26 protein-coding genes and 1 pseudogene are annotated in these 22,456 nt (G+C 65.6%); 3 read left to right on the plus strand and 24 right to left on the minus strand.

Features of this window, described 5'->3' with window-relative positions; all coding sequences use genetic code 11:
• Window positions 1–13 precede the first annotated feature (13 nt).
• A pseudogene (locus IB232_RS23750) lies at window positions 14–628 on the plus strand (hypothetical protein).
• On the opposite strand, the gene IB232_RS10550 reads toward IB232_RS23750, so the two are convergent.
• The 10 genes from IB232_RS10550 to ccmA are packed head-to-tail and all read right to left on the minus strand — an operon-like array spanning window position 625 to window position 7,835.
• The gene (locus tag IB232_RS10550) at window positions 625–948 is read right to left on the minus strand and encodes a hypothetical protein (protein ID WP_192398454.1); all 324 of its coding nucleotides are present in this window, start codon (window positions 946–948) and stop codon (window positions 625–627) included. The pseudogene IB232_RS23750 and the gene IB232_RS10550 sit on opposite strands and share 4 nt — an antisense overlap.
• Window positions 945–2,141 (minus strand): c-type cytochrome biogenesis protein CcmI, encoded by a 1,197-nt coding sequence (gene ccmI / locus IB232_RS10555; protein ID WP_192398455.1) that lies wholly within the window; start codon window positions 2,139–2,141, stop codon window positions 945–947. The genes IB232_RS10550 and ccmI overlap by 4 nt, the downstream gene beginning before the upstream one ends.
• Window positions 2,141–2,623, minus strand: coding sequence for a cytochrome c-type biogenesis protein (locus IB232_RS10560; RefSeq protein ID WP_192398456.1), 483 nt, complete (start codon window positions 2,621–2,623; stop codon window positions 2,141–2,143). The genes ccmI and IB232_RS10560 overlap by 1 nt, the downstream gene beginning before the upstream one ends.
• Complete coding sequence (locus IB232_RS10565; RefSeq protein WP_192398457.1) at window positions 2,620–3,153, minus strand: DsbE family thiol:disulfide interchange protein; 534 nt, start codon at window positions 3,151–3,153, stop codon at window positions 2,620–2,622. Before IB232_RS10565 ends, IB232_RS10560 begins: the two co-directional genes overlap by 4 nt.
• Window positions 3,150–5,123 carry a heme lyase CcmF/NrfE family subunit gene (locus IB232_RS10570; RefSeq protein WP_192398734.1) on the minus strand — a complete coding sequence of 658 codons (1,974 nt, stop codon included), beginning with the start codon at window positions 5,121–5,123 and terminating at the stop codon, window positions 3,150–3,152. Before IB232_RS10570 ends, IB232_RS10565 begins: the two co-directional genes overlap by 4 nt.
• A gap of 11 nt (window positions 5,124–5,134) precedes the next feature.
• A complete protein-coding gene (ccmE, locus tag IB232_RS10575) occupies window positions 5,135–5,590 on the minus strand; it encodes a cytochrome c maturation protein CcmE (RefSeq protein WP_192398458.1) in 456 nt (151 codons plus the stop codon).
• Window positions 5,587–5,763, minus strand: a complete 177-nt coding sequence (ccmD, locus tag IB232_RS10580) for a heme exporter protein CcmD (RefSeq protein ID WP_192398459.1) — start codon at window positions 5,761–5,763, stop codon at window positions 5,587–5,589. The genes ccmE and ccmD overlap by 4 nt, the downstream gene beginning before the upstream one ends.
• Entirely contained in the window at window positions 5,760–6,518 is a 759-nt protein-coding gene (locus tag IB232_RS10585; protein ID WP_192398460.1) for a heme ABC transporter permease, read from the minus strand. The genes ccmD and IB232_RS10585 overlap by 4 nt, the downstream gene beginning before the upstream one ends.
• 13 nt (window positions 6,519–6,531) lie before the next feature.
• Window positions 6,532–7,203, minus strand: coding sequence for a heme exporter protein CcmB (gene ccmB, locus IB232_RS10590; protein ID WP_137972873.1), 672 nt, complete (start codon window positions 7,201–7,203; stop codon window positions 6,532–6,534).
• Complete coding sequence (ccmA, locus tag IB232_RS10595) at window positions 7,200–7,835, minus strand: cytochrome c biogenesis heme-transporting ATPase CcmA (RefSeq protein ID WP_192398462.1); 636 nt, start codon at window positions 7,833–7,835, stop codon at window positions 7,200–7,202. The genes ccmB and ccmA overlap by 4 nt, the downstream gene beginning before the upstream one ends.
• Before the next feature lie 149 nt (window positions 7,836–7,984).
• Between ccmA and IB232_RS10600 the strand changes: the two genes are divergently transcribed.
• Together IB232_RS10600 and IB232_RS10605 are read left to right on the plus strand one after the other, a co-directional pair.
• Window positions 7,985–9,535, plus strand: a complete 1,551-nt coding sequence (locus IB232_RS10600) for a flagellar hook-length control protein FliK (RefSeq protein ID WP_192398464.1) — start codon at window positions 7,985–7,987, stop codon at window positions 9,533–9,535.
• Window positions 9,532–9,876, plus strand: coding sequence for an EscU/YscU/HrcU family type III secretion system export apparatus switch protein (locus tag IB232_RS10605; RefSeq protein ID WP_192398465.1), 345 nt, complete (start codon window positions 9,532–9,534; stop codon window positions 9,874–9,876). The genes IB232_RS10600 and IB232_RS10605 overlap by 4 nt, the downstream gene beginning before the upstream one ends.
• On the opposite strand, the gene IB232_RS10610 is transcribed toward IB232_RS10605, so the two are convergent.
• The 14 genes from IB232_RS10610 to flhF form a co-directional block, all read right to left on the minus strand.
• Window positions 9,830–10,297 (minus strand): rhodanese-like domain-containing protein, encoded by a 468-nt coding sequence (locus IB232_RS10610; RefSeq protein WP_192398467.1) that lies wholly within the window; start codon window positions 10,295–10,297, stop codon window positions 9,830–9,832. The two genes, IB232_RS10605 and IB232_RS10610, sit on opposite strands and share 47 nt — an antisense overlap.
• Window positions 10,298–10,416: 119 nt before the next feature.
• Window positions 10,417–10,821 (minus strand): DUF2802 domain-containing protein, encoded by a 405-nt coding sequence (locus IB232_RS10615; RefSeq protein WP_192398469.1) that lies wholly within the window; start codon window positions 10,819–10,821, stop codon window positions 10,417–10,419.
• A gap of 3 nt (window positions 10,822–10,824) precedes the next feature.
• Window positions 10,825–11,304 carry a chemotaxis protein CheW gene (locus tag IB232_RS10620; RefSeq protein ID WP_137972867.1) on the minus strand — a complete coding sequence of 160 codons (480 nt, stop codon included), beginning with the start codon at window positions 11,302–11,304 and terminating at the stop codon, window positions 10,825–10,827.
• Window positions 11,305–11,383: 79 nt separating this feature from the next.
• Window positions 11,384–12,202 carry a CheW domain-containing protein gene (locus tag IB232_RS10625; protein WP_192398470.1) on the minus strand — a complete coding sequence of 273 codons (819 nt, stop codon included), beginning with the start codon at window positions 12,200–12,202 and terminating at the stop codon, window positions 11,384–11,386.
• A gap of 85 nt (window positions 12,203–12,287) precedes the next feature.
• Window positions 12,288–13,076, minus strand: a complete 789-nt coding sequence (locus IB232_RS10630; RefSeq protein WP_192398471.1) for a ParA family protein — start codon at window positions 13,074–13,076, stop codon at window positions 12,288–12,290.
• A 52-nt stretch (window positions 13,077–13,128) separates the two neighbouring features.
• On the minus strand, window positions 13,129–14,013 hold the full coding sequence (motD, locus tag IB232_RS10635) for a flagellar motor protein MotD (protein ID WP_192398472.1): 885 nt from the start codon (window positions 14,011–14,013) through the stop codon (window positions 13,129–13,131).
• Between the two features lie 17 nt (window positions 14,014–14,030).
• Window positions 14,031–14,771, minus strand: a complete 741-nt coding sequence (locus IB232_RS10640; RefSeq protein ID WP_192398473.1) for a flagellar motor protein — start codon at window positions 14,769–14,771, stop codon at window positions 14,031–14,033.
• Window positions 14,771–15,895, minus strand: a complete 1,125-nt coding sequence (locus IB232_RS10645) for a protein-glutamate methylesterase/protein-glutamine glutaminase (protein ID WP_192398474.1) — start codon at window positions 15,893–15,895, stop codon at window positions 14,771–14,773. Before IB232_RS10645 ends, IB232_RS10640 begins: the two co-directional genes overlap by 1 nt.
• Window positions 15,896–15,934: 39 nt before the next feature.
• Window positions 15,935–18,151 (minus strand): chemotaxis protein CheA, encoded by a 2,217-nt coding sequence (locus IB232_RS10650; protein WP_192398475.1) that lies wholly within the window; start codon window positions 18,149–18,151, stop codon window positions 15,935–15,937.
• Window positions 18,152–18,180: 29 nt separating this feature from the next.
• On the minus strand, window positions 18,181–18,969 hold the full coding sequence (locus tag IB232_RS10655) for a protein phosphatase CheZ (RefSeq protein ID WP_192398476.1): 789 nt from the start codon (window positions 18,967–18,969) through the stop codon (window positions 18,181–18,183).
• A gap of 19 nt (window positions 18,970–18,988) precedes the next feature.
• Entirely contained in the window at window positions 18,989–19,363 is a 375-nt protein-coding gene (locus tag IB232_RS10660) for a chemotaxis response regulator CheY (RefSeq protein ID WP_171016308.1), read from the minus strand.
• A gap of 82 nt (window positions 19,364–19,445) precedes the next feature.
• Window positions 19,446–20,192 (minus strand): RNA polymerase sigma factor FliA, encoded by a 747-nt coding sequence (gene fliA / locus IB232_RS10665; protein ID WP_137972859.1) that lies wholly within the window; start codon window positions 20,190–20,192, stop codon window positions 19,446–19,448.
• Complete coding sequence (gene fleN / locus IB232_RS10670; RefSeq protein ID WP_137972858.1) at window positions 20,189–21,022, minus strand: flagellar synthesis regulator FleN; 834 nt, start codon at window positions 21,020–21,022, stop codon at window positions 20,189–20,191. Before fleN ends, fliA begins: the two co-directional genes overlap by 4 nt.
• Before the next feature lie 96 nt (window positions 21,023–21,118).
• Entirely contained in the window at window positions 21,119–22,444 is a 1,326-nt protein-coding gene (gene flhF / locus IB232_RS10675; protein WP_192398477.1) for a flagellar biosynthesis protein FlhF, read from the minus strand.
• Window positions 22,445–22,456 lie beyond the last annotated feature (12 nt).

Raw genomic sequence — 22,456 nt, forward strand, 5'->3', positions numbered from 1 at the left:
GGCGAGGTGAAGGATGCTCTCGGAAACACGCTGGCAAGCGCTCTGGCAGGAACTGGGCGGCTCGGCTCCGGCCGGCAGTTTCGCTGAACTACAGGCGGCCTATGCCTCGCCGAATCGCCACTACCACGGCAGCAGCCATATCCAGGCCTGCCTGGCCCATCTGCAACGCTGGCAGCATCTGGCCAGAGACCCAGCCTTGGTGGAGCTGGCGCTGTGGACCCACGACCTGGTCTACGACACTCGCCGCCAGGACAACGAGGCCGCCAGCGCCGAGCACGCCTGCCGATGGATGGAGGACGCGGGTCTGGGCGAACGGCCCCCCGCGCTGCGCTAGATGATCCTCGCCACCCGCCATCAGCAGGCGCCGGACGACGCCGATGCGGCGCTGGTGGTGGATATCGACCTCTCGATCCTGGCCAGCGATACGCAGGTGTATGCGGGTTACGAGGCGGCCGTACGCACCGAGTATGCCTGGGTGCCGGAGCCGCTGTTCCGCGCCGGCCGCGCCAAGCTGTTGCGCCAGTTGCTGGATGCACCGGCGCTCTATCACCACGCGCCGCTGGCGCAGCTGTGGGAGGCTCCGGCCCGGCGCAACCTCAAAGCTGCGTTGGAAGCTCTGGAGAATTAGTCGGCGATGGTACGACCGAGCCCCGCCGGCACACCGCTATTGTCGGTGGGCTGCCAGGGGCCGTTCGGGCTGCTGGCCCAGTTCCAGCCGCGATCCCAGCGGTAGTAGACGCGCTCCCGGTAATACAGCTTGGTGCTGCCCTGGATCACGTACACGCCCAGCGCCGGGTCCCAATAGGCATTGCCACCGGGTGGCGGCGCATAGCGCGGATGGCTCTGCTGCTTTTGCGCAGGCTCGCCGCCCTTGGGCGTGACGCCGGGCTGCAGGGCGCAGCCGCTCAGGGCGAGCAGCAGAGTGAGAGAAACCAGCGACTTGTTCATTGCGCTTGCTCCGGGCTGTCGATCAGCAGTTGCTGGGGCTCGCTGGTGCTGCTGGCGATCGGCTGGCCGCGACCGACCCACTCACCCTGAGTGGCCACGCCACTGCGCGAAATCCGCGCCACCAGCTGGATCTGCGGGAAGCTGGAGAGTTTGAGCTGCTCCATCATCGCATCCTTGTCGCTCAGTTCGACCTTGGCCGGCAGGTCGGCCACGGTCAGGCGCTTGACCGCCAGCGGCATGGGCGGGCCAGACGCGGCGCGGGCGAAGACGAACACCGTATCGCCCGGCTGCACCTTGGATTTGAGTGTAGGAGCCAGATCGACGCTGACGCGGATCACCGCCATGGATTTGTTCACCACTTCACCCGGTGCCGGCTGGCCGGCGGCCTGCATCTGTTCGCGGGCACGGTCGATGCCGACCTGGATCGAGGCGCGGGCCGGGTCTTCCGCCGGCATCTGCGCCGACAGGCGCTGCCAGTAGTCGATGGCGTCGGCGAAGCGCTCTTCCTCGAAGGCGGCAATGCCCAGCAGACCGAGGCTGGTGGTCTCGTTGGGATCGGCCTTGAGCGCCTCGTCGGTGAGCGCCTGCATCTGCGCGCTCCACTGCTTGTTCGCGGCGAAGTACAGGGCCTGGGCCCACAGGCCGAGCAGCTCGGGCGCGCGGCCGGCGGCGCGCACCGCGTGCTCGTAGGCCATGGCGGACTTGCCGGCATCGCCGTTGCCCATGTAGATGCGGCCCAGGTAGTACCAGGCCTCGGCGGAATCCGGGTTGTCCTTGACCGCCTGTTCCAGGCGCGCAGTCATCTGGTCGATGGTCGGCCGATCCTGCATGGCAGCCAGGTCCTGGCTGGCGCCCCAGTGCCAGTACAGGCCGAAGGTGAGGCCCGGCAGCGCCAGGGCGATCAACAGAGGCAGGGCCTTGCCCAGCAGACGGCCGCGACCATTGCCGGCACCCTCGGTGTCGGCCAGCAGCTCACGCGCGGCCTCGGCCTGGCCGGCGTCGAACTGCTCGCCAGTCAGCGTGCCGGCCTCGCGCTGGGCGGTGAGTTCGGCCAGGCGCTCCTGGTACAGGGCGACGTTGAGTGCGGTGCGGTCTTCCTCGGCCTGGGCACGACGGCCACGCAGCACGGGAATCAGCAGGAAAGCCGTGCCGACCAGCAGCAGCAGGCCGACGGCGAGCCAGAATTCGATCATCAGTCTTGGGTATCCCGGGTTTCTTTCAGCAGAGCGTCCAGGCGCTCACGTTCGGCGGCGCTCAAGGCCACCTGTGCCGGCGCCTGCTCCACCTTGCGCCGGCGCAACACCAGCACGCAGAGCGCGATGGCGCCCAGGCCCAACAGGCCGAAGGGGCCGTACCAGAGCAGCCAGGTACGGCTGTCCAACGGCGGCTTGTACATCACGAAATCGCCGTAGCGCATGACCAGGAAATCGACGATCTCCTTGTCGCTCCTGCCCTCCTCCAGCATGCGGAAGATCTCGCGGCGCAGGTCGGTGGCGATCGGCGCATTGGAGTCGGCGATGTTCTGGTTCTGGCACTTGGGGCAGCGCAGCTCTTCGGTGAGGCCACGGAAGCGCTCGCGCTCCACCTCATCCTTGAACTGGTAGGTATCGATGGCGGCGCGGGCGGCGCCGACCAGGCTCAGCCCCAGCAGGCAGGCGATCAGCAGGCGCTTCACGGCTTCTCCTCCTGCAGGGCCTGGTAACGCGGCGCCAGCTCCTTGCGCCAGACGTTCTCGTCGATGGCGCCGACGTACTTGTGGCGGATGATGCCCTGGGCGTCGATCAGGAAGGTCTCTGGCGCGCCGTACACGCCCAGGTTGATGCCCAGCGAGCCCTGCGGGTCGGCGACGTTGACCTGGTACGGGTCGAGGTAGTCCTTCAGCCACTTGCGCGCGGCCTCGCTGTCGTCCTTATAGTTGACCCCGTGGATCACCACGCCGGCCTCCGCCAGGCGATTGAGCATGTGGTGCTCGGCCTTGCAGGTAGGGCACCAGGTGGCCCAGACGTTGACCAGCGCCGGGCCCTTGAGGTCCTTCTCGGTGATCAGGCGTTGCTCGTTCTTCAGGTCCGGCAGGCTGAAGGCCGGCAGCGGCTTGTCGATCAGCGCCGAGGGCAGTTCCTGCGGGTTGAGGAACAGGCCACGGTAGAGGAACACCGCCATGGCCAGGAACAGCGCCAGCGGCAACAGCAGAATCAGGCGTTTCATGCGGTCGCCTCCGGCATGCCCAGCACGTCGCGCACGCGACTACGCACCTTGACCCGGTAGCGCGGGTCGAAGGCCGCCAGCAGGCCGCCGAGGCCCATCATCAGGCCGCCCAGCCAGATCCAGCGCACGTAGGGTTTGATATGTACGCGCACGGCCCAGGCGCCATTCTCCAGCGGCTCACCGAGGGCGACGTAGAGGTCGCGGGTCAGCCCGGCGTCGATGCCGGCCTCGGTCATCGGCATCTGCTGCACGGTGTACAGGCGCTTCTCCGGGTGCAGCACGGCGACTTCCTCGCCATCCTGCAGCACGCGCACGGTGCCCTTGTCCGAGGTGAAGTTGGGGCCCTCGAAGTGCTTGGCGCCCTCGAAGACGAATACATAGCCGCCCAGCTCCAGGGACTCGCCCGGTGCCAGACGCAGATCGCGCTCGGCGCTGCCGTGGCTGACCAGCACCACACCGATGGCGCACACGGCGATGCCCAGATGCGCCAGCTGCATGCCCCAGTAGCTGCTGGAGAGGCTGCGCATCCCCTTCAGCAGGCCCTTGTGGCGGCACTTGTCGAGCAGGTCGCGACCGCCGGCCAGCAAGACCCAGAAGGCCAGCAGGAACACCGCCAGCACGCTCCAGTGGAAATCGCCGAAAGCCCAGCTGGCGAGGAAGCCGAGCACCACGCTGCCAACCAGTACCGGGGTAAGCATGCCGAGCAGCCATTTCACCGGGGTGTCCTTCCAGCGCACCACCACGCCGACGGCCATCACCAGCATCAGCAGCGCCATCAGCGGTACGAACAGGGCGTTGAAGTAAGGCGGGCCAACCGACAGTTTGGCGCCGGACAGCGCATCCAGCACCAGCGGGTAGAGGGTGCCGAGCAGGATCATCGAGGCCGCCACCACCAGCACCAGATTGTTGGCCAGCAGCAGCGTTTCACGCGACCACAGGGCGAAGCCGACCTGGCTCTTGACCACCGGCGCACGCACGGCGAACAGCGCCAGCGAGCCGCCGACCACCACCAGCAGGAAGATCAGGATGAACACGCCTCGCGCCGGGTCGTTGGCGAAGGCATGCACCGAGGTCAGCACGCCGGAGCGGACCAGGAAGGTACCGAGCAGGCTCAGGGAGAAGGCGGCGATGGCCAACAGCACGGTCCAGCTCTTGAACACGCCACGTTTCTCGGTCACGGCCAGCGAGTGGATAAGCGCGGTGCCGACCAGCCAGGGCATGAACGAGGCGTTCTCCACCGGGTCCCAGAACCACCAGCCGCCCCAGCCCAGCTCGTAGTAAGCCCACCAGGAGCCCAGGGCGATGCCGATGCCGAGAAAGGCCCAGGCGACTATGGTCCAGGGACGCGACCAACGTGCCCAGGCGGCGTCCAGCTTGCCGCCGAGCAGCGCGGCGATGGCGAAGGCAAAGGCCACCGAGAAGCCGACGTAACCCATGTACAGCATCGGCGGATGCACGATCAGACCGAAGTCCTGCAGCAGCGGGTTGAGGTCGCGGCCGTTGAGCGGCGCGTCCGGCAGCAGACGCTCGAAGGGGTTGGAAGTGATGATCAGGAACAGCAGGAAGCCGACGCTGATCATGCCCATCACGGCCAGCACGCGGGCCAGCATCACGTCCGGCAGCTGGCGCGAGAAGATCGCCACGGCGAAGGTCCAGCCGCTGAGGATCAATGCCCACAGCAGCAACGAACCCTCGTGGGCACCCCATACGGCGCTGAACTTGTAGTACCAGGGCAAGGCGCTGTTGGAGTTGTTGGCTACGTAGGCCACGGAGAAGTCGTCGGCCATGAAGGCCCAGGTCAGGCAGGCGAAGGCGAACGCCAGCATGGCGAACTGGCCCCAGGCCGCCGGCTGGGCCAGGCCCATCCACTGGCGATCTCCCAGCCAGGCGCCGATCAGCGGCAGGGTCGCCTGCACCAGGGCCAGGCACAGGGCGAGGATCAGGGCCACATGGCCCAGCTCGGGAATCATCAGCGCGGCGTTCATTGCTTGGCCTCGCCGCCTTCCGGCAGCTTGCCGCTGTCCTTCAGGGCCTTGGTGACTTCCGGCGGCATGTAGTTCTCGTCGTGCTTGGCCAGCACCTCATCGGCCACCAGCACGCCGTCGGCGCCCAGCTTGCCGAGGGCGACTATGCCCTGCTCCTCGCGGAACAGGTCCGGCAGGATGCCGCGGTAGCGGATGGTCACGTTCTTGGCGAAGTCGGTGACCACGAATTCGACGTCCAGCGAGTCGGCGGAACGCTTGACCGAACCCTTGGCGACCATGCCGCCGGCGCGGATGCGGGTGTCCTGCGGCGCTTCGCCGTTGGCGATCTGGGTCGGGGTGTAGAACAGGTTGATGTTCTCCTGCAGCGCGCTGAGGGCCAGGCCTACCGCGGCGGAAACGCCGACGAGGATGGCCAGGACGATGTACAGGCGTTTCTTGCGGACCGCATTCACTGTTGTTTCTCCCGGCGCAAACGGCGCGCCTCGTCTTGCAGGTAACGCCGGCGCGCCATAATCGGCAGCGCGACGTTGAGGGCCAGCACCGCCAGGCTGATGCCGTAGGCCGACCACACATAGGCGCCATGGTGACCCATGGCGAGGAATTCGGCGAAGGAGGCGAAACTCATGCCCTGCCCTCCACCAGACGACCGATCTCGGCTTTCACCCAGCTGCTGCGGGCCTCGCGCTTGAGCACTTCGGTGCGCATGCGGTAGAGCAACACGGCGCCGAGGAAGCAGTAGAAGCCCAGCACGCAGAGCAGCAGCGGCAGCCACATCTCCATGCTCATGCTGGCCTTGCCGGTGACCTTGAAGGTGGCCGGCTGGTGCAGGGTGTTCCACCACTCCACCGACTTCTGGATGATCGGGATGTTCACCGCACCGACCAGCGCCAGCACGGCGCAAGCCTTGGCCGCGCTATCGCGGTTGCTGATCGCATTGCCCAGGGCGATGACGCCGAAGTAGAGGAACAGCAGGATCAGCATCGAGGTCAGGCGTGCGTCCCAGATCCAGTAGGTGCCCCAGGTCGGCTTGCCCCAGATGGCACCGGTCACCAGCGCGACGAAGCACAGCCAGGCACCGATGGGCGCGGCCTGCTGCAGGGCCACGTCGGCCAGCTTCATCTTCCACACCAGGCCGACCAGGCCGGCCACCGCCATCATCAGGTAGCAGGACTGGGCGAGGAACGCCGCCGGCACGTGGATGTAGATGATCCGGTAGCTGTTGCCCTGGTACTTCTCGGGCGGAGCGAAGGCCAGGCCCCAGACGATGCCGACGGTCAGCAGCACGATGGCGGCCGCGGCCAGCCACGGCAGCCAGCGGCCACTGCGCTCATAGAACCACTTGGGCGAACCCCACTGGTGAAACCAGGTCCATCTCATCACGGTGACTCTTTAGTTATTCGCCGACGCTGATTCGCAGTCCGGCGCCGATTGCAAAGGGTGTCAGGGTGACCGCCAGGGCGGTCAGGCTGGCCAGCCACAACAGGTGACCGGCCGCGGGCAATCCTTGCAGGGCCGCCTGTAGCGCCCCGGTGCCGAGAATCAGCACCGGGATGTACAGCGGCAGAATCAACAGCGCCAGCAGCAGCCCGCCGCGCTTGAGACCGACGGTCAACGCCGCGCCAACGGCGCCGAGCAGGCTCAGCACCGGGGTACCGAGCAGCAGCGAAGCCAGCAGTACCGGCAGGCAGCGCCCGGGCAAACCGAGCATCAAGGCCAGCAGCGGCGCCAGCAGCACCAGGGCCAACCCCGAGAACAGCCAGTGTGCCAGCACCTTGGCCAGGACCAGAAGGGGCAGCGGGTGCGACGAAAGGACCCACTGCTCCAGCGAGCCGTCCTCGAAATCACTGCGGAAAAGCCCGTCCAGCGAGAGCAGCACGGCCAACAGCGCTGCCACCCAGATCAGCCCAGGCGACAAGGTCTGTAACAGATTGGTCTCGGGACCGACCGCCAACGGGAACAGGGCGATGACGATGGCGAAGAACACCAGCGGGTTGGCCAACTCGGCCGGGCGGCGGAACAGCAGGCGGGCTTCGCGTGATAGCAGCAGGAGGAAGACGTTATTCATGCGCTGCGCCTTCCCAGGTCCAGCTCGCGGTAGCCGGCAGGCTTCTCGCTCAGCGTGTGGTGGGTGGTCAGCACCACCAGACCGCCCTGCTCGCAGTGGCGAGCCAGGTGCGCTTCGAGTTGCGCCACGCCTTGTTTATCGAGAGCGGTGAAGGGTTCGTCGAGAACCCACAGCGGCGGCGCGTCCAGATACAGGCGGGCCAGGGCCACGCGGCGCTGCTGGCCGGCGGACAGAGTGTGGCAGGGCACATCCTCGAAGCCGCGCAAGCCGACCGCCTCCAGCGCCTGCCAGATGGCATCGCGCGCGGCCGGCTGATGCAGGGCGCACAGCCAGGCCAGGTTTTCTTCGGCGGTGAGCAGGCCCTTGATACCGGCGGCGTGGCCGATCCATAGCAGGCTGCGCCCCAGCTCGCCATGCTGGCTGGCCAGCGGCTTGCCGTTCAGCAGCACCTCACCGGCTGTTGGCTGCATCAGCCCGGCCAACAGGCGCAGCAGGCTGGTCTTGCCGCTACCGTTGGGACCAGCTACCTGCAACAGGATGCCGCCGGCGAGGTCCAACTCCAGGTGCTCGAACAGCAGACGCCAGTCCCGCTCGCAGGCGAGGGCAACGGCTTGGAGTCGTGGACTGATCACTGCATGGCATCCCGGAGGGGTTCAAGTCAGAGGGGGGCTGGCCGCTATACTGTGGCAAGTTGACCGTACAGCCAGCCCGAAACGGCCGGCATTATACATGCCGGGCTTTACCCTCCGAAGCCGGCTTTTTGACAGGGTGTGACCCGGCCATGGCAGAAATCAGCAGTCCTCGCCCGCTTCCCGCGACGTCGCCGGTCGTCCGCCCCGCCACGCCCAACGCCGCCGATCTGGCGGTGAAGCTGCTGCAACCCCTGGAGGGCATGCTGGCCGCCGGCGAAACCGCCAAGGCCGAGGTGCTGGCAGCCAAGGAGGTGGCGCAAAGCTTCCAGCTGCTGCTCAAGCTGACACTGAACGGCGGCAAGCAAGCCACCCTCGAAGCCAGCAGCCCACGCCCCTTGGCCCAGGGCACCACGCTCGCCGTCACTGCGCTCTCAGAAACTCGGCTGGCCGTGGCCCTGCAGGGTGGCGACACGCGCCTGCTCACCAGCCTGGACCTGGAGCAGTTGCCGGTCGGAACCCTGCTGCAGGGCAAGGTCGAATCCCGCGAGCAAATCGCCCAGCTCAAGACCCAGCAAGCGCTCTACCGGGTAGTGGTCAATCTGCTCAATACCTCGCTGTCCGGCAGCAAGCTGAGCGTGGAAACCCCGCTGCCGCTGCCCATAGGCAGCCTGCTCACCGCCCAGGTCCAGGGCAGCCAGGCACTCAACTTCCTGCCGCTGAGCGGCCGCCTGGACCAGTTGGTGCTGGGCCAGCAGCTGGCCGCCCAGCAGAGTCGCCAGGGTTCGCTCGAAGGCCTGTTCAAGGGCATGCAGGGCATGGCCCAGCAGGACGGCCTGCCGACCGAGCTGCGCACCAGCATCGACAAGCTGCTCGGCATGCTGCCGGACGGCAAGCAGCTGGGCAGCGCCGAAGGCCTGGCCAAGGCCATGGAGCAGAGCGGCGTGTTTCTAGAAGCCAAGCTGCTCAGCGGGCAGACCCAGAACCTGCCGCAGGACCTCAAGGCCAGCCTACTGCGCCTGGTGTCGCAGTTACTGCCTACACTACCGGGCGGCGGCCCGATGCCTTCAGCCAGTGCCGGTAGTGCACTGGCTCAAGCCATGCCCGCCTTCGTGCGCAACGCCCTTGGCGCACTCGGTCAGGCCGGACTGCGCCAGCAAGCCATGAGCTTCCCCCTGCCCTCGCGCCTGCTGCAGTCGATGGACGAGGAAGCCGATCTTGAGGCCCTGCTCAAACTGGCCGCTGCCGCCGTGTCGCGTCTGCAGACGCACCAGCTGTCGAGCCTGGCCCAGTCCCAAGTGACGCCTGAAGGCAACCTGCTGACCACCTGGCAGCTGGAACTGCCGATGCGCAACCAGCACGACGTGGTGCCGTTGCAGGTCAAGCTGCAGCGCGAGGAGCCGGGCAACACGGGCAGCAAGAAGGAGCAGAAGGAAACCCTGTGGCGCATCGACCTGGCCTTCGATCTCGACCCGCTGGGCCCGCTGCAGGTACAGGCGCAGCTGCTGCGCGGCAGCCTGTCCAGCCAGCTATGGGCCGAGCGGGCGGACACCGCGCAGCTGATCGATCAGGAGCTGGACAACCTGCGCCAGCGCCTGCTCGGCGCCGGCCTGGAGGTGGGCGAGCTGAGCTGCCGCCAGGGCATGCCGCCGCAAGGCCCGAAGACCAATCTGGAACAGCGCTGGGTGGATGAAACCGCATGAAGCAGGACAAAGCCCCGCGCCAAGCCATTGCCCTCTCCTACGATGGCAGCAATGCGCCCAGCCTCACCGCCAAGGGCGATGACGAGCTGGCCGAGGCGATCCTGGCCATCGCCCGCGAGTACGAAGTACCGATCTACGAAAATGCCGAGCTGGTGCGCCTGCTGGCGCGCCTGGAGCTGGGCGACGCGATTCCCGAGCCGCTGTACCGCACCATCGCCGAGATCATCGCCTTCGCCTGGTACCTCAAGGGCAAGCGTCCGGCCGGCTTCGTCGAGGACCCGGCGGAGCGCGACGTCACTCCGCAGTCTGACCGGCCGCGGTTGGCGGCTCCCCAGCGATAAAGGCGAACAGCTCGCCCTCCTGCCCCCGGCCCAGGGGGAAGTCCAGTAGCTGCCAGGCGAAGTAACCCGAGCGGAAGTAGAAGACTTGCTGGAAGCCCCAGCCCACGGCCCGGCGTGCGGCCTCGGCACTCGCCGGGCAGACCTCGCTGTCGCAGTACAGGACGATGGGCATGTTGCGCGGCCAGTCGGGGCTGGACAGCTCGGCGAAACGCTGGTCCAGCTGCAGATGCAGCGCCCCGTGCACATGGCCCCAGCCCCATTCGCGGGCCGGGCGCACATCGATGAACAGCACGCCAAACTCGTAAAGCTGGCGCGCCTGCACGGCATTCACCGTAGTGGCGCCGCGCACCTCGAGCGGCGCCTCGCTGGCATCCACGTTCGACACGACCAGGCACAATAGCAACAACAATGCAGAACGCATGGTGGCCTCCTTAGGAAGTCAGCTCCATGTATTCAGCTTAGGCACAGGGATATCGCGCGCTTGGAACGGTTAGCGTCGCGCGATCGGAGAGTCAGAACCGAAGGATGTAAGGGAGAGGCTCAAGAACGCTGCTTTGGCGCCTTGTGCAGGCGACTGACCAACTCGGCCTCGGCCTGGGTCAGGCCGCAGGAGTGGGTCAGGTCATCGACGCTGGCGCCCATCCCCACCAGGCGGGCGGCCTGGGTGAAGGAAAGGCTGGAGGGATCGCGCTGCTCCATCTGATTCAGCTTGTCCGGCAGCGGCGCCACCACGCGGCGCAGCTCGTGCAGCTCCTCACCCATGCGGATGCTACCGGTGAGGTAGGCATCCAGGCGGCGGGCCAGCTCTTTCACGCGTTGATCGCGGAGAGCGTCCCGCTCCTTCTGCAGCTCCTCCTGCTGACGCAGTTTCAGCGACAGCTGGTAGCAGAAACCGGCAAGCAGCACGCTGAACAAGCCGAGCACGGCAACCGCGATCTCCAGCATGGGTCAGATGCTCTCCAGCTCGGACCACTCTTCCTCGCTCATCATCTTGTCCAGTTCGACCAGGATGAGCAGCTCGCCATTCTTGTTGCACACGCCCTGGATGAACTTGGCCGACTCCTCGTTGCCCACGTTCGGCGCGGTCTCGACCTCGGATTGGCGCAGGTAAACAACCTCGGCGACGCTGTCGACCAGGATGCCGACCACCTGCTTGTCCGCCTCGATGATGACGATACGGGTGTTGTCGGTGACCGGCGCTGGCGACAGGCCGAAGCGCTGGCGGGTATCGATCACGGTGACCACGTTGCCGCGCAGGTTGATGATGCCCAGCACGTAGGTCGGGGCGCCCGGAACCGGGGCGATCTCGGTGTAGCGCAGTACTTCTTGCACCTGCATCACGTTGATGCCGTAGGTCTCGTTATCCAGGCGGAAGGTTACCCACTGCAGAATCGGATCTTCGGAACCTTGCGCTGACGATTTCTTCATGTCCCTAGCCTCGGTCAAGTTCGCGGGTGTGCCCGCTTGTCGTTAACTATAGAGCCCCGCGCGGAACGGGGCGTTGTATTCAATTCGCGCGGATCGCTCCGTTGCGCGTGGCGCCACTGGCGATCAGCTCGGCCAGGGCCGAGACATCCAGCAGCGCGCACATGTGTTCGATCACCGTGCCGGCCAGCCAGGGGCGTTGCGAACGCTGGCTGCGCCATTTGATCTCGCTCGGGTCCAGGCGGATCGAGCGGCTGACCTGATGTACCGCCAGCCCCCATTCATAGCCCTGCACGGAAATCACGTACTGCAGGCCGTCGCGAAAGTCTTCACGGTAGCGCTCGGGCATCACCCAGCGCGCCGTGTCCAGCACCTTCAGATTGCAGTCCTGACCCGGCAGCAGGCCGAGGAACCAGTCCGGCTGACCGAACAGCGGCGTCAGCTCGGTGCCCGCCAGCGGGTGAATGGTGCCCAGGCATACCAGCGGCACGGCCAGCGTCAGGCCGGCCACGTCGAACAGCAGGCATTCGAAGGGTTCTTCCGCCCAGCTCGGCCGTCCTTCCAGGCTCGGTGCGGCGACCGGCGCAGGTGCCACCTGCACTTCGACTTCGGGCTCGGCCGGTGCCACGGGCACTTCGATGACCGGCGGCACTTCCGGCATGCGCAGCTCGATGGTCGGCAGCACCTGCGGCTTGGCTTCCGCCAGGGCCAGCGGCCTGGCCAGTACCGGCTTGGCCTCCACGCGACGAGCATCGCGCACCTGCTCCTCGAGCACGGCGGCCTCGAACTCGTCGAAACTCAGCTCATGTTCCAGCTCGACAGCCGCGTCCTGCAGCAGCGCATCCAGGTAGGACTGCAGGGCCTGCTGTGGGCGAGTGGCGGTGGCGGCGGTACGGCTCATAGGGAGTTCCACGAAATAGGTCTTACAGACTATCGGCAGGGCTGGCCGATGACTTGAACCGGTCTGATCAGCATAGCCTGCTCCGTCAGGCTACCTGACTGGCCGGTTGCCCCGCCAGCAGGTGCTTGAGCAGCGCGCGGTACGCGATGACGCCGCGGCTGTTGTTGTCGAACTGGGAGGGCGTCTGCCCTGCCCGGCTGGCGTCGCGTAAGCGCGTGTCCACCGGTACGTAGGCCTGCCACAGGTGCTCGGGATAGGAATTGCGCAGCACCCGCAGGGTATTCAGTGATGCCTGGGTGCGGCGGTCGAACAGGGTCGGCACGATGGTGTAGGGCAACGGCTGCTTGCGCGAGCGATTGATCATGGCCAGGGTGCTGACCATGCGCTCCAGCCCCTTCACCGCGAGGAACTCGGTCTGCACCGGGATCACCAGCTGCTGGCTCGCGGCCAGCGCGTTGACCATCAGCACGCCGAGCAGCGGCGGGCTGTCGATGATGGCGTGGTCGAACTTTTCCCACAGCTGCGCCAGGCTCTTGGCGACGACCAGGCCCAGGCCGTTCTGCCCTGGCGACTGGCGCTCCAGCGTGGCCAGTGCGGTGCTGGAAGGCAGCAGAGAAATGTTCTCGTGGCTAGTCGGCAGCAGCAGGCGCGCCGGAAGCCCCTCGGGCACCGTGCCTTGGTGCAGGAACAAGTCGAAGCTGCTGTGCTCCAGGCTATCCGGATCATGGCCGAAATAGCTGGTCATCGAACCATGCGGGTCGAGGTCAACCACGACCACACGCTTGCCGGCGTCGGCCAGCAGGCCCGCCAGGGCGATGGAGGTGGTGGTTTTGCCGACTCCACCTTTTTGATTGGCTATTGCCCAGACTTTCATCTTCTTCGTCCTCCCGGCCTGGCCGTCCCCCTGCCGAGAACTGGATGACGCCTCACGGTGCGGGCGTCGGAATATTGGCGGAACCGCTCACCGGTGCCGCCTGTGGCTGTGCCGGTGCAGGTTGCGTGCCAGCCCGCTTCAGGGCGGCATCGGGCTTGGCGTTACCGCTGCCCACGCCACTGACGCTGCGGCGCACATCCAGATTGCGCGAGATCACCAGCACCACACGACGATTGCGCGAACGACCCTCGTCAGTGGCATTGTCGGCCACCGGCTGGAATTCGCCATAGCCGACCGCCGCCAGACGTCCGGGATTGACTCCGTCCATCGCCAGCATCCGCACTATGCTGGCCGCTCGCGCCGTGGAAAGTTCCCAGTTGCTGGGGTACTGGGCGGTGCTGATCGGCAGGTTGTCGGTGAAGCCTTCGACGTGAATCGGGTTCTCGTAGGGCGCGAGAATCTTGGCCACCTTCTCGATTAGGGTGAAGGCCATCTCGTTGGGCACCGCATCACCGCTGGGGAACAGCAGGCTGGAATTCAGCTCGATCTCCACCCACAGCTCGTTACCGCGCACGGTCAGCTGTTCGGAGGCGATCAGGTCGCCAAAGGCATCGCGCATGCTGCTGGCGATCTGCTGCAGCGGATCGCTGGGGTCTTCGCTGGAGGTGCTGCTATTGGGGTTGTCTTCGATCATCGAACGATCGGGTTCGGTGGTCCGAGGCTTCTCCTCACCGATGGGAATCGGCTTGATAGCCCGTTCGGGCTCGCTGAACACACCGACCAGGCTTTCCGAGAGCACCTTGTACTTGCCCTCGTTGATCGAGGAAATCGAGTACATCACCACGAAGAAGGCGAACAGCAGGGTGATGAAGTCCGCGTAGGACACCAGCCAGCGCTCGTGATTCTCGTGTTCCTCGTGGTGGCGCCGCCGGGCCATGTCGGTCCCCTACCCCGTCAGTCCATGAAGCCTTGCAGCTTCAGCTCGATGGAGCGCGGATTCTCGCCCTCAGCGATGGAGAGGATGCCTTCCAGCAACATTTCGCGGTAGCGCGACTGGCGCGCCGCGATCGACTTGAGCTTGTTGCCGATCGGCAACAGCAGCAGGTTAGCGAAGGCCACGCCGTAGATGGTGGCGACGAACGCCACGGCGATGCCGGCGCCCAGCTTGCTAGGGTCGGCCAGATTGCCCATGACGTGGATCAGGCCCATCACCGCACCGATGATGCCGATGGTCGGCGCATAGCCGCCCATGCTCTCGAACACCTTGGCCGCCTGGATATCGCGCCCTTCCTGGGTGTAGAGGTCGACCTCGAGGATGCTGCGGATGGCTTCCGGCTCGGCGCCGTCCACCAGCAGCTGCAAGCCTTTGCGGGCATAGGGATCGGGCTCGGCATCGGCGACCGGTTCGAGGCCGAGCAGCCCTTCCTTGCGCGCTGCCATGCTCCAGCTGACCACGCTGGCAATGCCGCCGGCCAGGTCGACGCGCGGGGGGAAGACGATCCAGCGCAGGATGACCAGGGAACGCTTGAACACGCTCATCGGCGCCTGCAGGAAGGCCGCGCCGAGGGTGCCACCGATCACGATCAGCGCTGCCGGGCCGTTGAGCAGGGCCCCGGCATGGCCGCCTTCAAGGTAGTTGCCGCCCAGAATGGCGACGAATGCCAGGATGATCCCGATGAGGCTCAGTACATCCATCAGATGCAGGCCTCGGCCAGGTGCCGGCCGATATCGTCCAGGCCGTACACGGCGTCGGCCAGGTTGGCCTTCACCACCGCCATGGGCATGCCGTAGATCACGCAGCTGGCTTCGTCCTGGGCCCATACCTGGCTGCCGCCCTGCTTGAGCAGGCGCGCGCCTTCGCGGCCATCGGCGCCCATGCCGGTGAGCACTACGGCCAGCACCTTGTCATTGAACGACTTGGCGGCGGAGCCGAAGGTGATATCAACGCAGGGCTTATAGTTCAGGCGTTCGTCACCCGGGAGGATGCGCACCGAGCCGCGCGGGTCGACCATCATCTGCTTGCCGCCAGGAGCCAGCAGGGCGACGCCTGGGCGCAGCAGATCGCCGTCCTCGGCTTCCTTGACGGTAATCCGGCACAGCTTGTCCAGGCGCTCGGCAAACGCCTTGGTGAAGGCCGCCGGCATGTGCTGGATCAGCACGATGGGCGCCGGGAAATTGGCCGGCAGCTGGGTCAGCACCCGCTGCAGGGCGACCGGGCCGCCGGTGGACGTGCCGATGGCGACCAGCTTGTAGGATTTACGCTTTGGGGCACCACCACTGGGCGCCGCCGGTGCAGGCGCCGCGCTCGGCCGGCTGGTGGCCGGAGCAGGTGCGGCAGTCGCCGGGCGCGCCGAGGCGCTGGAGGTGCTGCTGGCAGGCGCCGCCGCGCTGGGCGGTACACTGAAGGTGCTGTAACGGCGGTTACTGCGCGCGATGGTATGCACCTTCTCGCACAGCATGGCCTTGACCTTCTCGGGGTTGCGCGAGATGTCTTCGAAGTTCTTCGGCAGGTAATCGACCGCACCGGCATCCAGCGCATCGAGGGTGACGCGGGCGCCTTCATGGGTCAGCGAGGAGAACATCAGTACCGGCGTCGGGCAGCGCTGCATGATGTTCCGAACGGCCGTGATGCCGTCCATCATCGGCATCTCGTAGTCCATGGTGATCACGTCCGGCTTCAGCGCCAGGGCCTGATCGATGGCCTCACGGCCGTTGGTGGCGGTACCGACCACCTGGATATCGGGGTCGGCGGAGAGGATCTCCGAGACCCGGCGGCGGAAGAAGCCGGAATCATCCACCACCAGGACCTTGACTGCCATAAACACTCCAGAGCGACTGGCACAGCCAGCCGCGATCAATCAGATACGACGCGCGTAACGCTTGAGCATGCTCGGCACGTCGAGGATCAGGGCGATGCGCCCGTCACCGGTAATGGTAGCGCCAGACATGCCGGGCGTGCCTTGCAGCATCTTGCCGAGCGGCTTGATCACCACCTCTTCCTGGCCCACCAGCTGGTCGACCACGAAGCCGATACGCTGGCTGCCCACGGTGAGGATCACCACGTGGCCCTCGCGCTGCTCCTCGTTGGATGCGCCATTGACCAACCAGCGCTTGAGGTAGAACAGAGGCAGTGCCTTGTCGCGCACGATCACCACTTCCTGGCCGTCCACCACGTTGGTGCGCGACAGGTCGAGGTGGAAGATCTCGTTGACGTTGACCAGCGGGAAGGCAAAGGCCTGGTTGGCCAGCATCACCATCAGGGTCGGCATGATCGCCAGGGTCAGCGGCACCTTGATGATGATCTTCGAGCCCTGGCCCTTGACCGAGTGCACGTTGATGATGCCGTTGAGCTGGGAGATCTTGGTCTTCACCACGTCCATGCCGACGCCGCGGCCGGACACGTCCGAGATTTCGGTCTTGGTCGAGAAGCCCGGGGCGAAGATCAGGTTGTAGCACTCGGTCTCGCTCAGGCGGTCGGCCGCGTCCTTGTCCAGCAGGCCCTTCTCCACCGCCTTGGCGCGGAGAATCTCCGGGTCCATGCCTTTACCGTCGTCGGAGATCGACAGGAGGATATGGTCGCCTTCCTGCTCGGCGGACAGCACCACTCGCCCACCGCGCGCCTTGCCGGCGGCCTCGCGCTCTTCCGGCCCCTCGATGCCGTGGTCGACGGCGTTGCGCACCAAGTGCACCAGCGGGTCGGCCAGGGCCTCGACCAGGTTCTTGTCGAGGTCGGTCTCTTCGCCGACCAGCTCCAGGTTGATCTCTTTCTTCAGGTTGCGCGCCAGATCGCGGACCAGGCGCGGGAAGCGCCCGAAGACCTTCTTGATCGGCTGCATGCGGGTCTTCATAACCGAGGTCTGCAGATCGGCGGTGACCACGTCGAGATTGGACACGGCCTTGGCCATGGCCTCGTCGCCGCTGTTCAGGCCCAAGCGCACCAGGCGGTTACGCACCAGCACCAGTTCGCCGACCATGTTCATGATCTCGTCCAGGCGCGCAGTATCGACCCGCACCGTGGTTTCCGCCTCACTGGCGGCTCCGGCTGGGGCACCACCCGCGGCAGCTGCTGGCGCTGGCGCCGCAGCAGCGGCCTTGGCTGGCTCGGGCTTGGCCGCCGGTTTGGCAGCAGGCTTGGCCGGTTCGGCCTTCTTCGGCTCCGCCTTCTTCGCGGCCGGGGCGGCTACGACAGGCTTGGCGGCCGGAGCGGCGCTCTCGTCGGGGCCGGTGAACTTGCCCTTGCCGTGCAACTGGTCGAGCAAAGCCTCGAATTCGTCGTCGGTGATCTCGTCGCCGCCACCGGTTGTCGCAGACGAGGCTGCCGTCGGCTTGGCCGCAGGCGCCGGCTCTTCGGCGGTGAACTTGCCCTTGCCGTGCAGCTGGTCGAGCAGCGCTTCGAATTCGTCGTCGGTGATCTCGTCAGCGCCGGAGGCCGGCGCAGGAGCGGCAGTCTTAACCGAAGCGGCAGGAGACTCGTCCGCAGCGAACTTACCCTTGCCGTGCAGCTGGTCGAGCAGCGCCTCGAATTCGTCGTCGGTGATTTCGTCACCGCCGGCTGCCGACGTGGGCGCTTCCGCCGGTTGATCGCCGATGGCATCCAGGAGCTGTTCGAACTCGCTGTCGGAGATATCTTCATCAGCAGCCGCTTCCGACTCCGGCTCGGCCGCGGCGGCCAGTTCTTCGGCGCTCTCCGGCTCGGCCAGGCGCGCCAGTGCGGCCAGCAATTCGGGGGATGCGGGGGTAGGTTCGACCCGCTCGCGCACCTGGCTGAACATCTCGTTCACCGAGTCCAGCGCCTGCAGCACCACGTCCATCAGCTCGGCGGTCACGCGACGCTCACCCTTGCGCAGGATGTCGAACACGTTCTCCGCAATGTGGCAGCACTCCACCAGCTCGTTCAGCTGGAGGAAGCCCGCGCCACCCTTGACGGTGTGGAAACCACGAAAAATGGCATTGAGCAGGTCCATGTCATCGGGTCGGCTTTCCAGCTCGACCAGTTGCTCGGACAGCAACTCAAGAATTTCGCCGGCCTCTACCAGGAAGTCCTGGAGGATTTCTTCATCGGCGTCGAAGCTCATCGGTGCGCTCCAAAGGCTCTGTTAGAGCCTTAAAATCCAAGGCTGGACAGCAGATCGTCGACGTCGTCCTGACTGGACGCCACGTCCTCACGCTTATCGGCATGAATCTGCGGACCTTCACCCTTGGAAGGCTCTTTTTGTTGTTCTTGCTCGGCGCGGAGCACTGCGTGATCGTGTTCGATGCCGGCGAAACGGTCGACATGGCTGGCCATGAGCACCAGCTTGAGCAGGTTGCTTTCCACTTCGGTGACCAACTGGGTCACCCGCTTTATCACTTGTCCGGTGAGGTCCTGGAAGTCCTGCGCCAGCAGGATGTCGTTCAGGTGGCCGGAGAGTTTCTGGCTGTCGCGCTCGCTGCGGGCGAGGTACAGCTCGATGCGCTTGGCCAGGTCGCGGAAGGCGTCGGCGCCCATCTCGCGGCGCATGAACTTGCCCCATTCGGCCGACAGGCTCTGCGCCTCGTCGCCCAGGCCGTTGACCAGCGGCGCGCTCTGCTCGACCAGATCCATGGTGCGGTTGGCCGCCTTCTCGGTCATGGTGACCACGTAGGACAGGCGCTCGGTGGCATCTGAAATCTGCGAGATTTCCTGGGCGCCCGGCATACGCGGGTCGATCTGGAAATTGACGATCGCGTTGTGCAACTCGCGGGTGAGCTTGCCGACTTCCTGGTACAGGCCGTGATCGCGCGCCTTGCTCAACTCATGGATCAGCTGTACCGCTTCGCCGAAACGGCCTTTCTCAAGGCTGTCGACAAGTTGGGTAGCATGTGTCTTCAGGGTCGATTCGAGTTCGCCCAGGGTGGAATCATCGTTTGCCATAGCGCCCTCGCGGCGGACATCAGCCGTTAACCCGTTCGAAGATCTTCTCGATCTTCTCCTTAAGCACCTGGGCGGTGAACGGCTTTACTACATAGCCATTCACCCCGGCCTGGGCGGCTTCGATGATCTGCTCGCGCTTGGCTTCCGCAGTCACCATCAACACCGGCAGGGTCTTCAGACGGTCATCGGCACGCACCGCACGCAACAGGTCGATGCCGGTCATGCCGGGCATGTTCCAGTCGGTCACCAGGAAATCGAAGCTGCCGCTCTGCAGCATGGGCAGAGCGGTGTTGCCGTCGTCGGCCTCCGCGGTGTTGGTGAACCCCAGATCACGCAGGAGGTTCTTGATGATCCGTCGCATCGTCGAAAAATCGTCAACGATGAGGATTTTCATGTTCTTGTCCAAGTCGACCTCCGTACAGTCCTAAACGCCCCAGCAGCCCGGCAGCGTCGCAAATCATGAAACCGGCTAGCCGTCAGCTGGCCCGCCACTCGCCCAGCCTGGACCGCAAACGCGCGGCGCACTGGCTGTGCAACTGACTGACCCGGGATTCGCTGACCCCCAGGACTTCGCCGATTTCCTTCAAATTCAGTTCTTCGTCGTAATACAGCGACAGCACCAGGCGCTCGCGCTCCGGCAGGTTGGCGATGGCATCGGCCAGGGCCGCCTGGAAGCGTTCATCTTCCAGACCATGCAGGGGCCCTCCGTGACTGCTGCTGACATCCTCGTGCAGACCACCGCTCTCGCCGTCCTGAACCAGGTCGTCGAAGCTGAACAGACGGCTGCCCAAAGTGTCGCCAAGGATGCCGTAGTAATCCTCGAGACTCAATTGGAGTTCGGCCGCAACCTCTTGATCTTTAGCGTCTCTCCCGGTGCGCGCCTCGATTGCCCGAATCGCGTCGCTGACCATGCGGGTATTGCGGTGTACCGAACGCGGTGCCCAGTCACCCTTGCGCACCTCGTCCAGCATGGCGCCGCGGATGCGGATGCCGGCGTAGGTTTCGAAGCTGGCGCCCTTGCTGCCGTCGTATTTTTTCGAAGCTTCCAGTAGACCGATCATGCCCGCCTGGATCAGGTCGTCGACCTGCACGCTGGCCGGCAAGCGCGCCAGCAGGTGATAGGCGATGCGCTTGACCAGGGGCGCGTAGCGCTCGATCAATTGGTGCTGGGAATCCTGCGCCTGCGCCTTGTTGTACATGCGTAGTCCACTGGCTGCTGTCATACGGCCGTACCCGCGATCGGTTGCTGCACCAGACGCTCGACGAAGAACTCCAGATGGCCGCGCGGGTTGGCCGGTAGCGGCCAGGTGTCGACTTTCTGGGCGATCGCCTTGAACGCCAGTGCGCATTTCGAGCGCGGGAAGGCTTCGTATACCGCGCGCTGCTTCTGCACGGCCTTGCGTACGGACTCGTCATAAGGAACAGCGCCGACGTACTGCAAAGCCACATCAAGAAAACGGTCGGTTACCTTGGTCAGCTTAGCAAACAGATTGCGCCCTTCCTGCGGCGTATGGGCCATGTTGGCCAGCACCCGGAAGCGGCTCATGCCATAGTCGCGATTGAGAAGCTTGATCAGCGCATAAGCGTCGGTGATCGAAGTCGGCTCGTCGCAGACCACCACGATGACTTCCTGCGCCGCGCGCACGAAGCTGACCACGCCGTCGCCAATGCCGGCGGCGGTGTCGATGACCAGGACATCGAGGTTATCGCTGATGTCACTGAAGGCCTGGATCAGGCCGGCGTGCTGCACCGGGGACAATTGCACCATGCTCTGCGTGCCGGACGCCGCCGGCACGATGCGCACGCCGCCAGGGCCCTGGATCAGCACATCTTTGAGATCGCACTCGCCGGCGATCACGTCGGCCAGGGTGCGTTTGGCGGTCAGGCCGAGCAGGACGTCGACGTTGGCCAGGCCCAGGTCGGCGTCCATCAGCATGACCCGGCGACCGAGGTCGGCCAGTGCCAGCGAGAGATTCACCGACACATTGGTCTTGCCGACACCGCCCTTGCCGCCTGTGACTGCGATCACCTGTACGGGATGCATACTACCCATGTTCTTCTCTTACCTTGTCTTGCCTGGACTGGGCTGGTCGGGCAACCACACCGACCCTTTCCTAACACTAGAACGCCTTGCACGCTGCCGCCTGCCTTACCCCACGCGGCGCGCCGGGTGGTGGTACAGGCCGGCGAATACATCCGCCATGGCCTCCTCGCTCGGATCTTCGGCGGTCTGCAGACTAACGGCGCGGCTCACCAGCTGATGGCTGCGCGGCACCTGCAGATCGTCCGGAATCTTCGGCCCATCTGCCAGATAGGCTACCGGTAGATGCTGGCTGATAGCCAGCCCCAGAACTTCACCCAGGTTGGCGGCTTCATCGACCTTGCTCAGGATGCACCCAGCGAGGCCGCACTGCTTGTAGCTGTGATAGGCGGCCTTGAGCACCTGAGCCTGGCTGGTAGCGGCCAGCACCAGGTAATTTTTCGATTTGACCCCACGCGCGGCCAGACTTTCCAACTGCAGACGCAGGGCCGGATCATTGCCCGGCAGGCCGGCGGTATCGATCAGTACGACCTTCTTGCGCGCCAGCGGGGCCAGGGCCTGGACCAGCGACTGGCCCGGATCGACCTGGGTTACCGGCACGTTGAGGATGCGGCCGAGGGTCTTGATCTGCTCCTGGGCACCGATACGGAAACTGTCCATGCTGACCAGAGCGATGCTCTGCGGGCCGTATTTCAGCACATAGCGCGCCGCCATCTTGGCCAGGGTGGTGGTCTTGCCCATGCCGGCCGGGCCGACCAGGGCAATCACACCGCCCTCTTCCAGCGGTTCCACTTCAGGCGTCTTGATCGCGTGAGCCAGGTGGGCCAGCAGCATGCGCCAGGCCTGGCGCGGCTCGGCGACCTTGGCCACGCGCTCCAGCAGAGCCTTGGACAGCTCGGCGGACAGGCCCATACGCTGCAGGCGACGCCACAGGTTGGCCTGTTGCGGCTTGCGATTCTGCAGCTGGCCCCAGGCGATGGAACCCAGCTGTACTTCGATCAGCTCACGCAGGCCGTGCAATTCGAAGCGCATGGCATCCAGGGCGCGCTGGTCCACCGCAGCGGCAGCCGGCTTGACTGCAGGCTGTGCGGCGGCCACTGGGCGCTGGGCCTTGACGGCAGTGGCCGGCAGCTCGGGGGCGACCAGCGATTCATTGGCGAACAGCTGGCGATCCTTGCGCTCGTCGGCCACGGCGCGAATGGTCAGTTCGGCCTGGGCATTGGCGATCTTCGCCTGGGTCTTGCGCAGCTCGGCTTCCAGAGCCGGGTTGGCCTGGCGCGCCGGGGCGGTCGGCTGGTAGTCCAGGGCAGCGGTCAGCTCCACGCCACCGGCCACACGGCGATTGCCGATGATGGAGGCATCGGCGCCCAGCTCATCACGCACCAGTTTCATGGCGGTACGCATATCGGCGGCGAAGAAGCGTTTGACTTGCATGGCTTAGAACCC

The organism is Pseudomonas sp. PDM15 (assembly GCF_014851565.1).
Taxonomy (GTDB): Bacteria; Pseudomonadota; Gammaproteobacteria; order Pseudomonadales; family Pseudomonadaceae; genus Aquipseudomonas.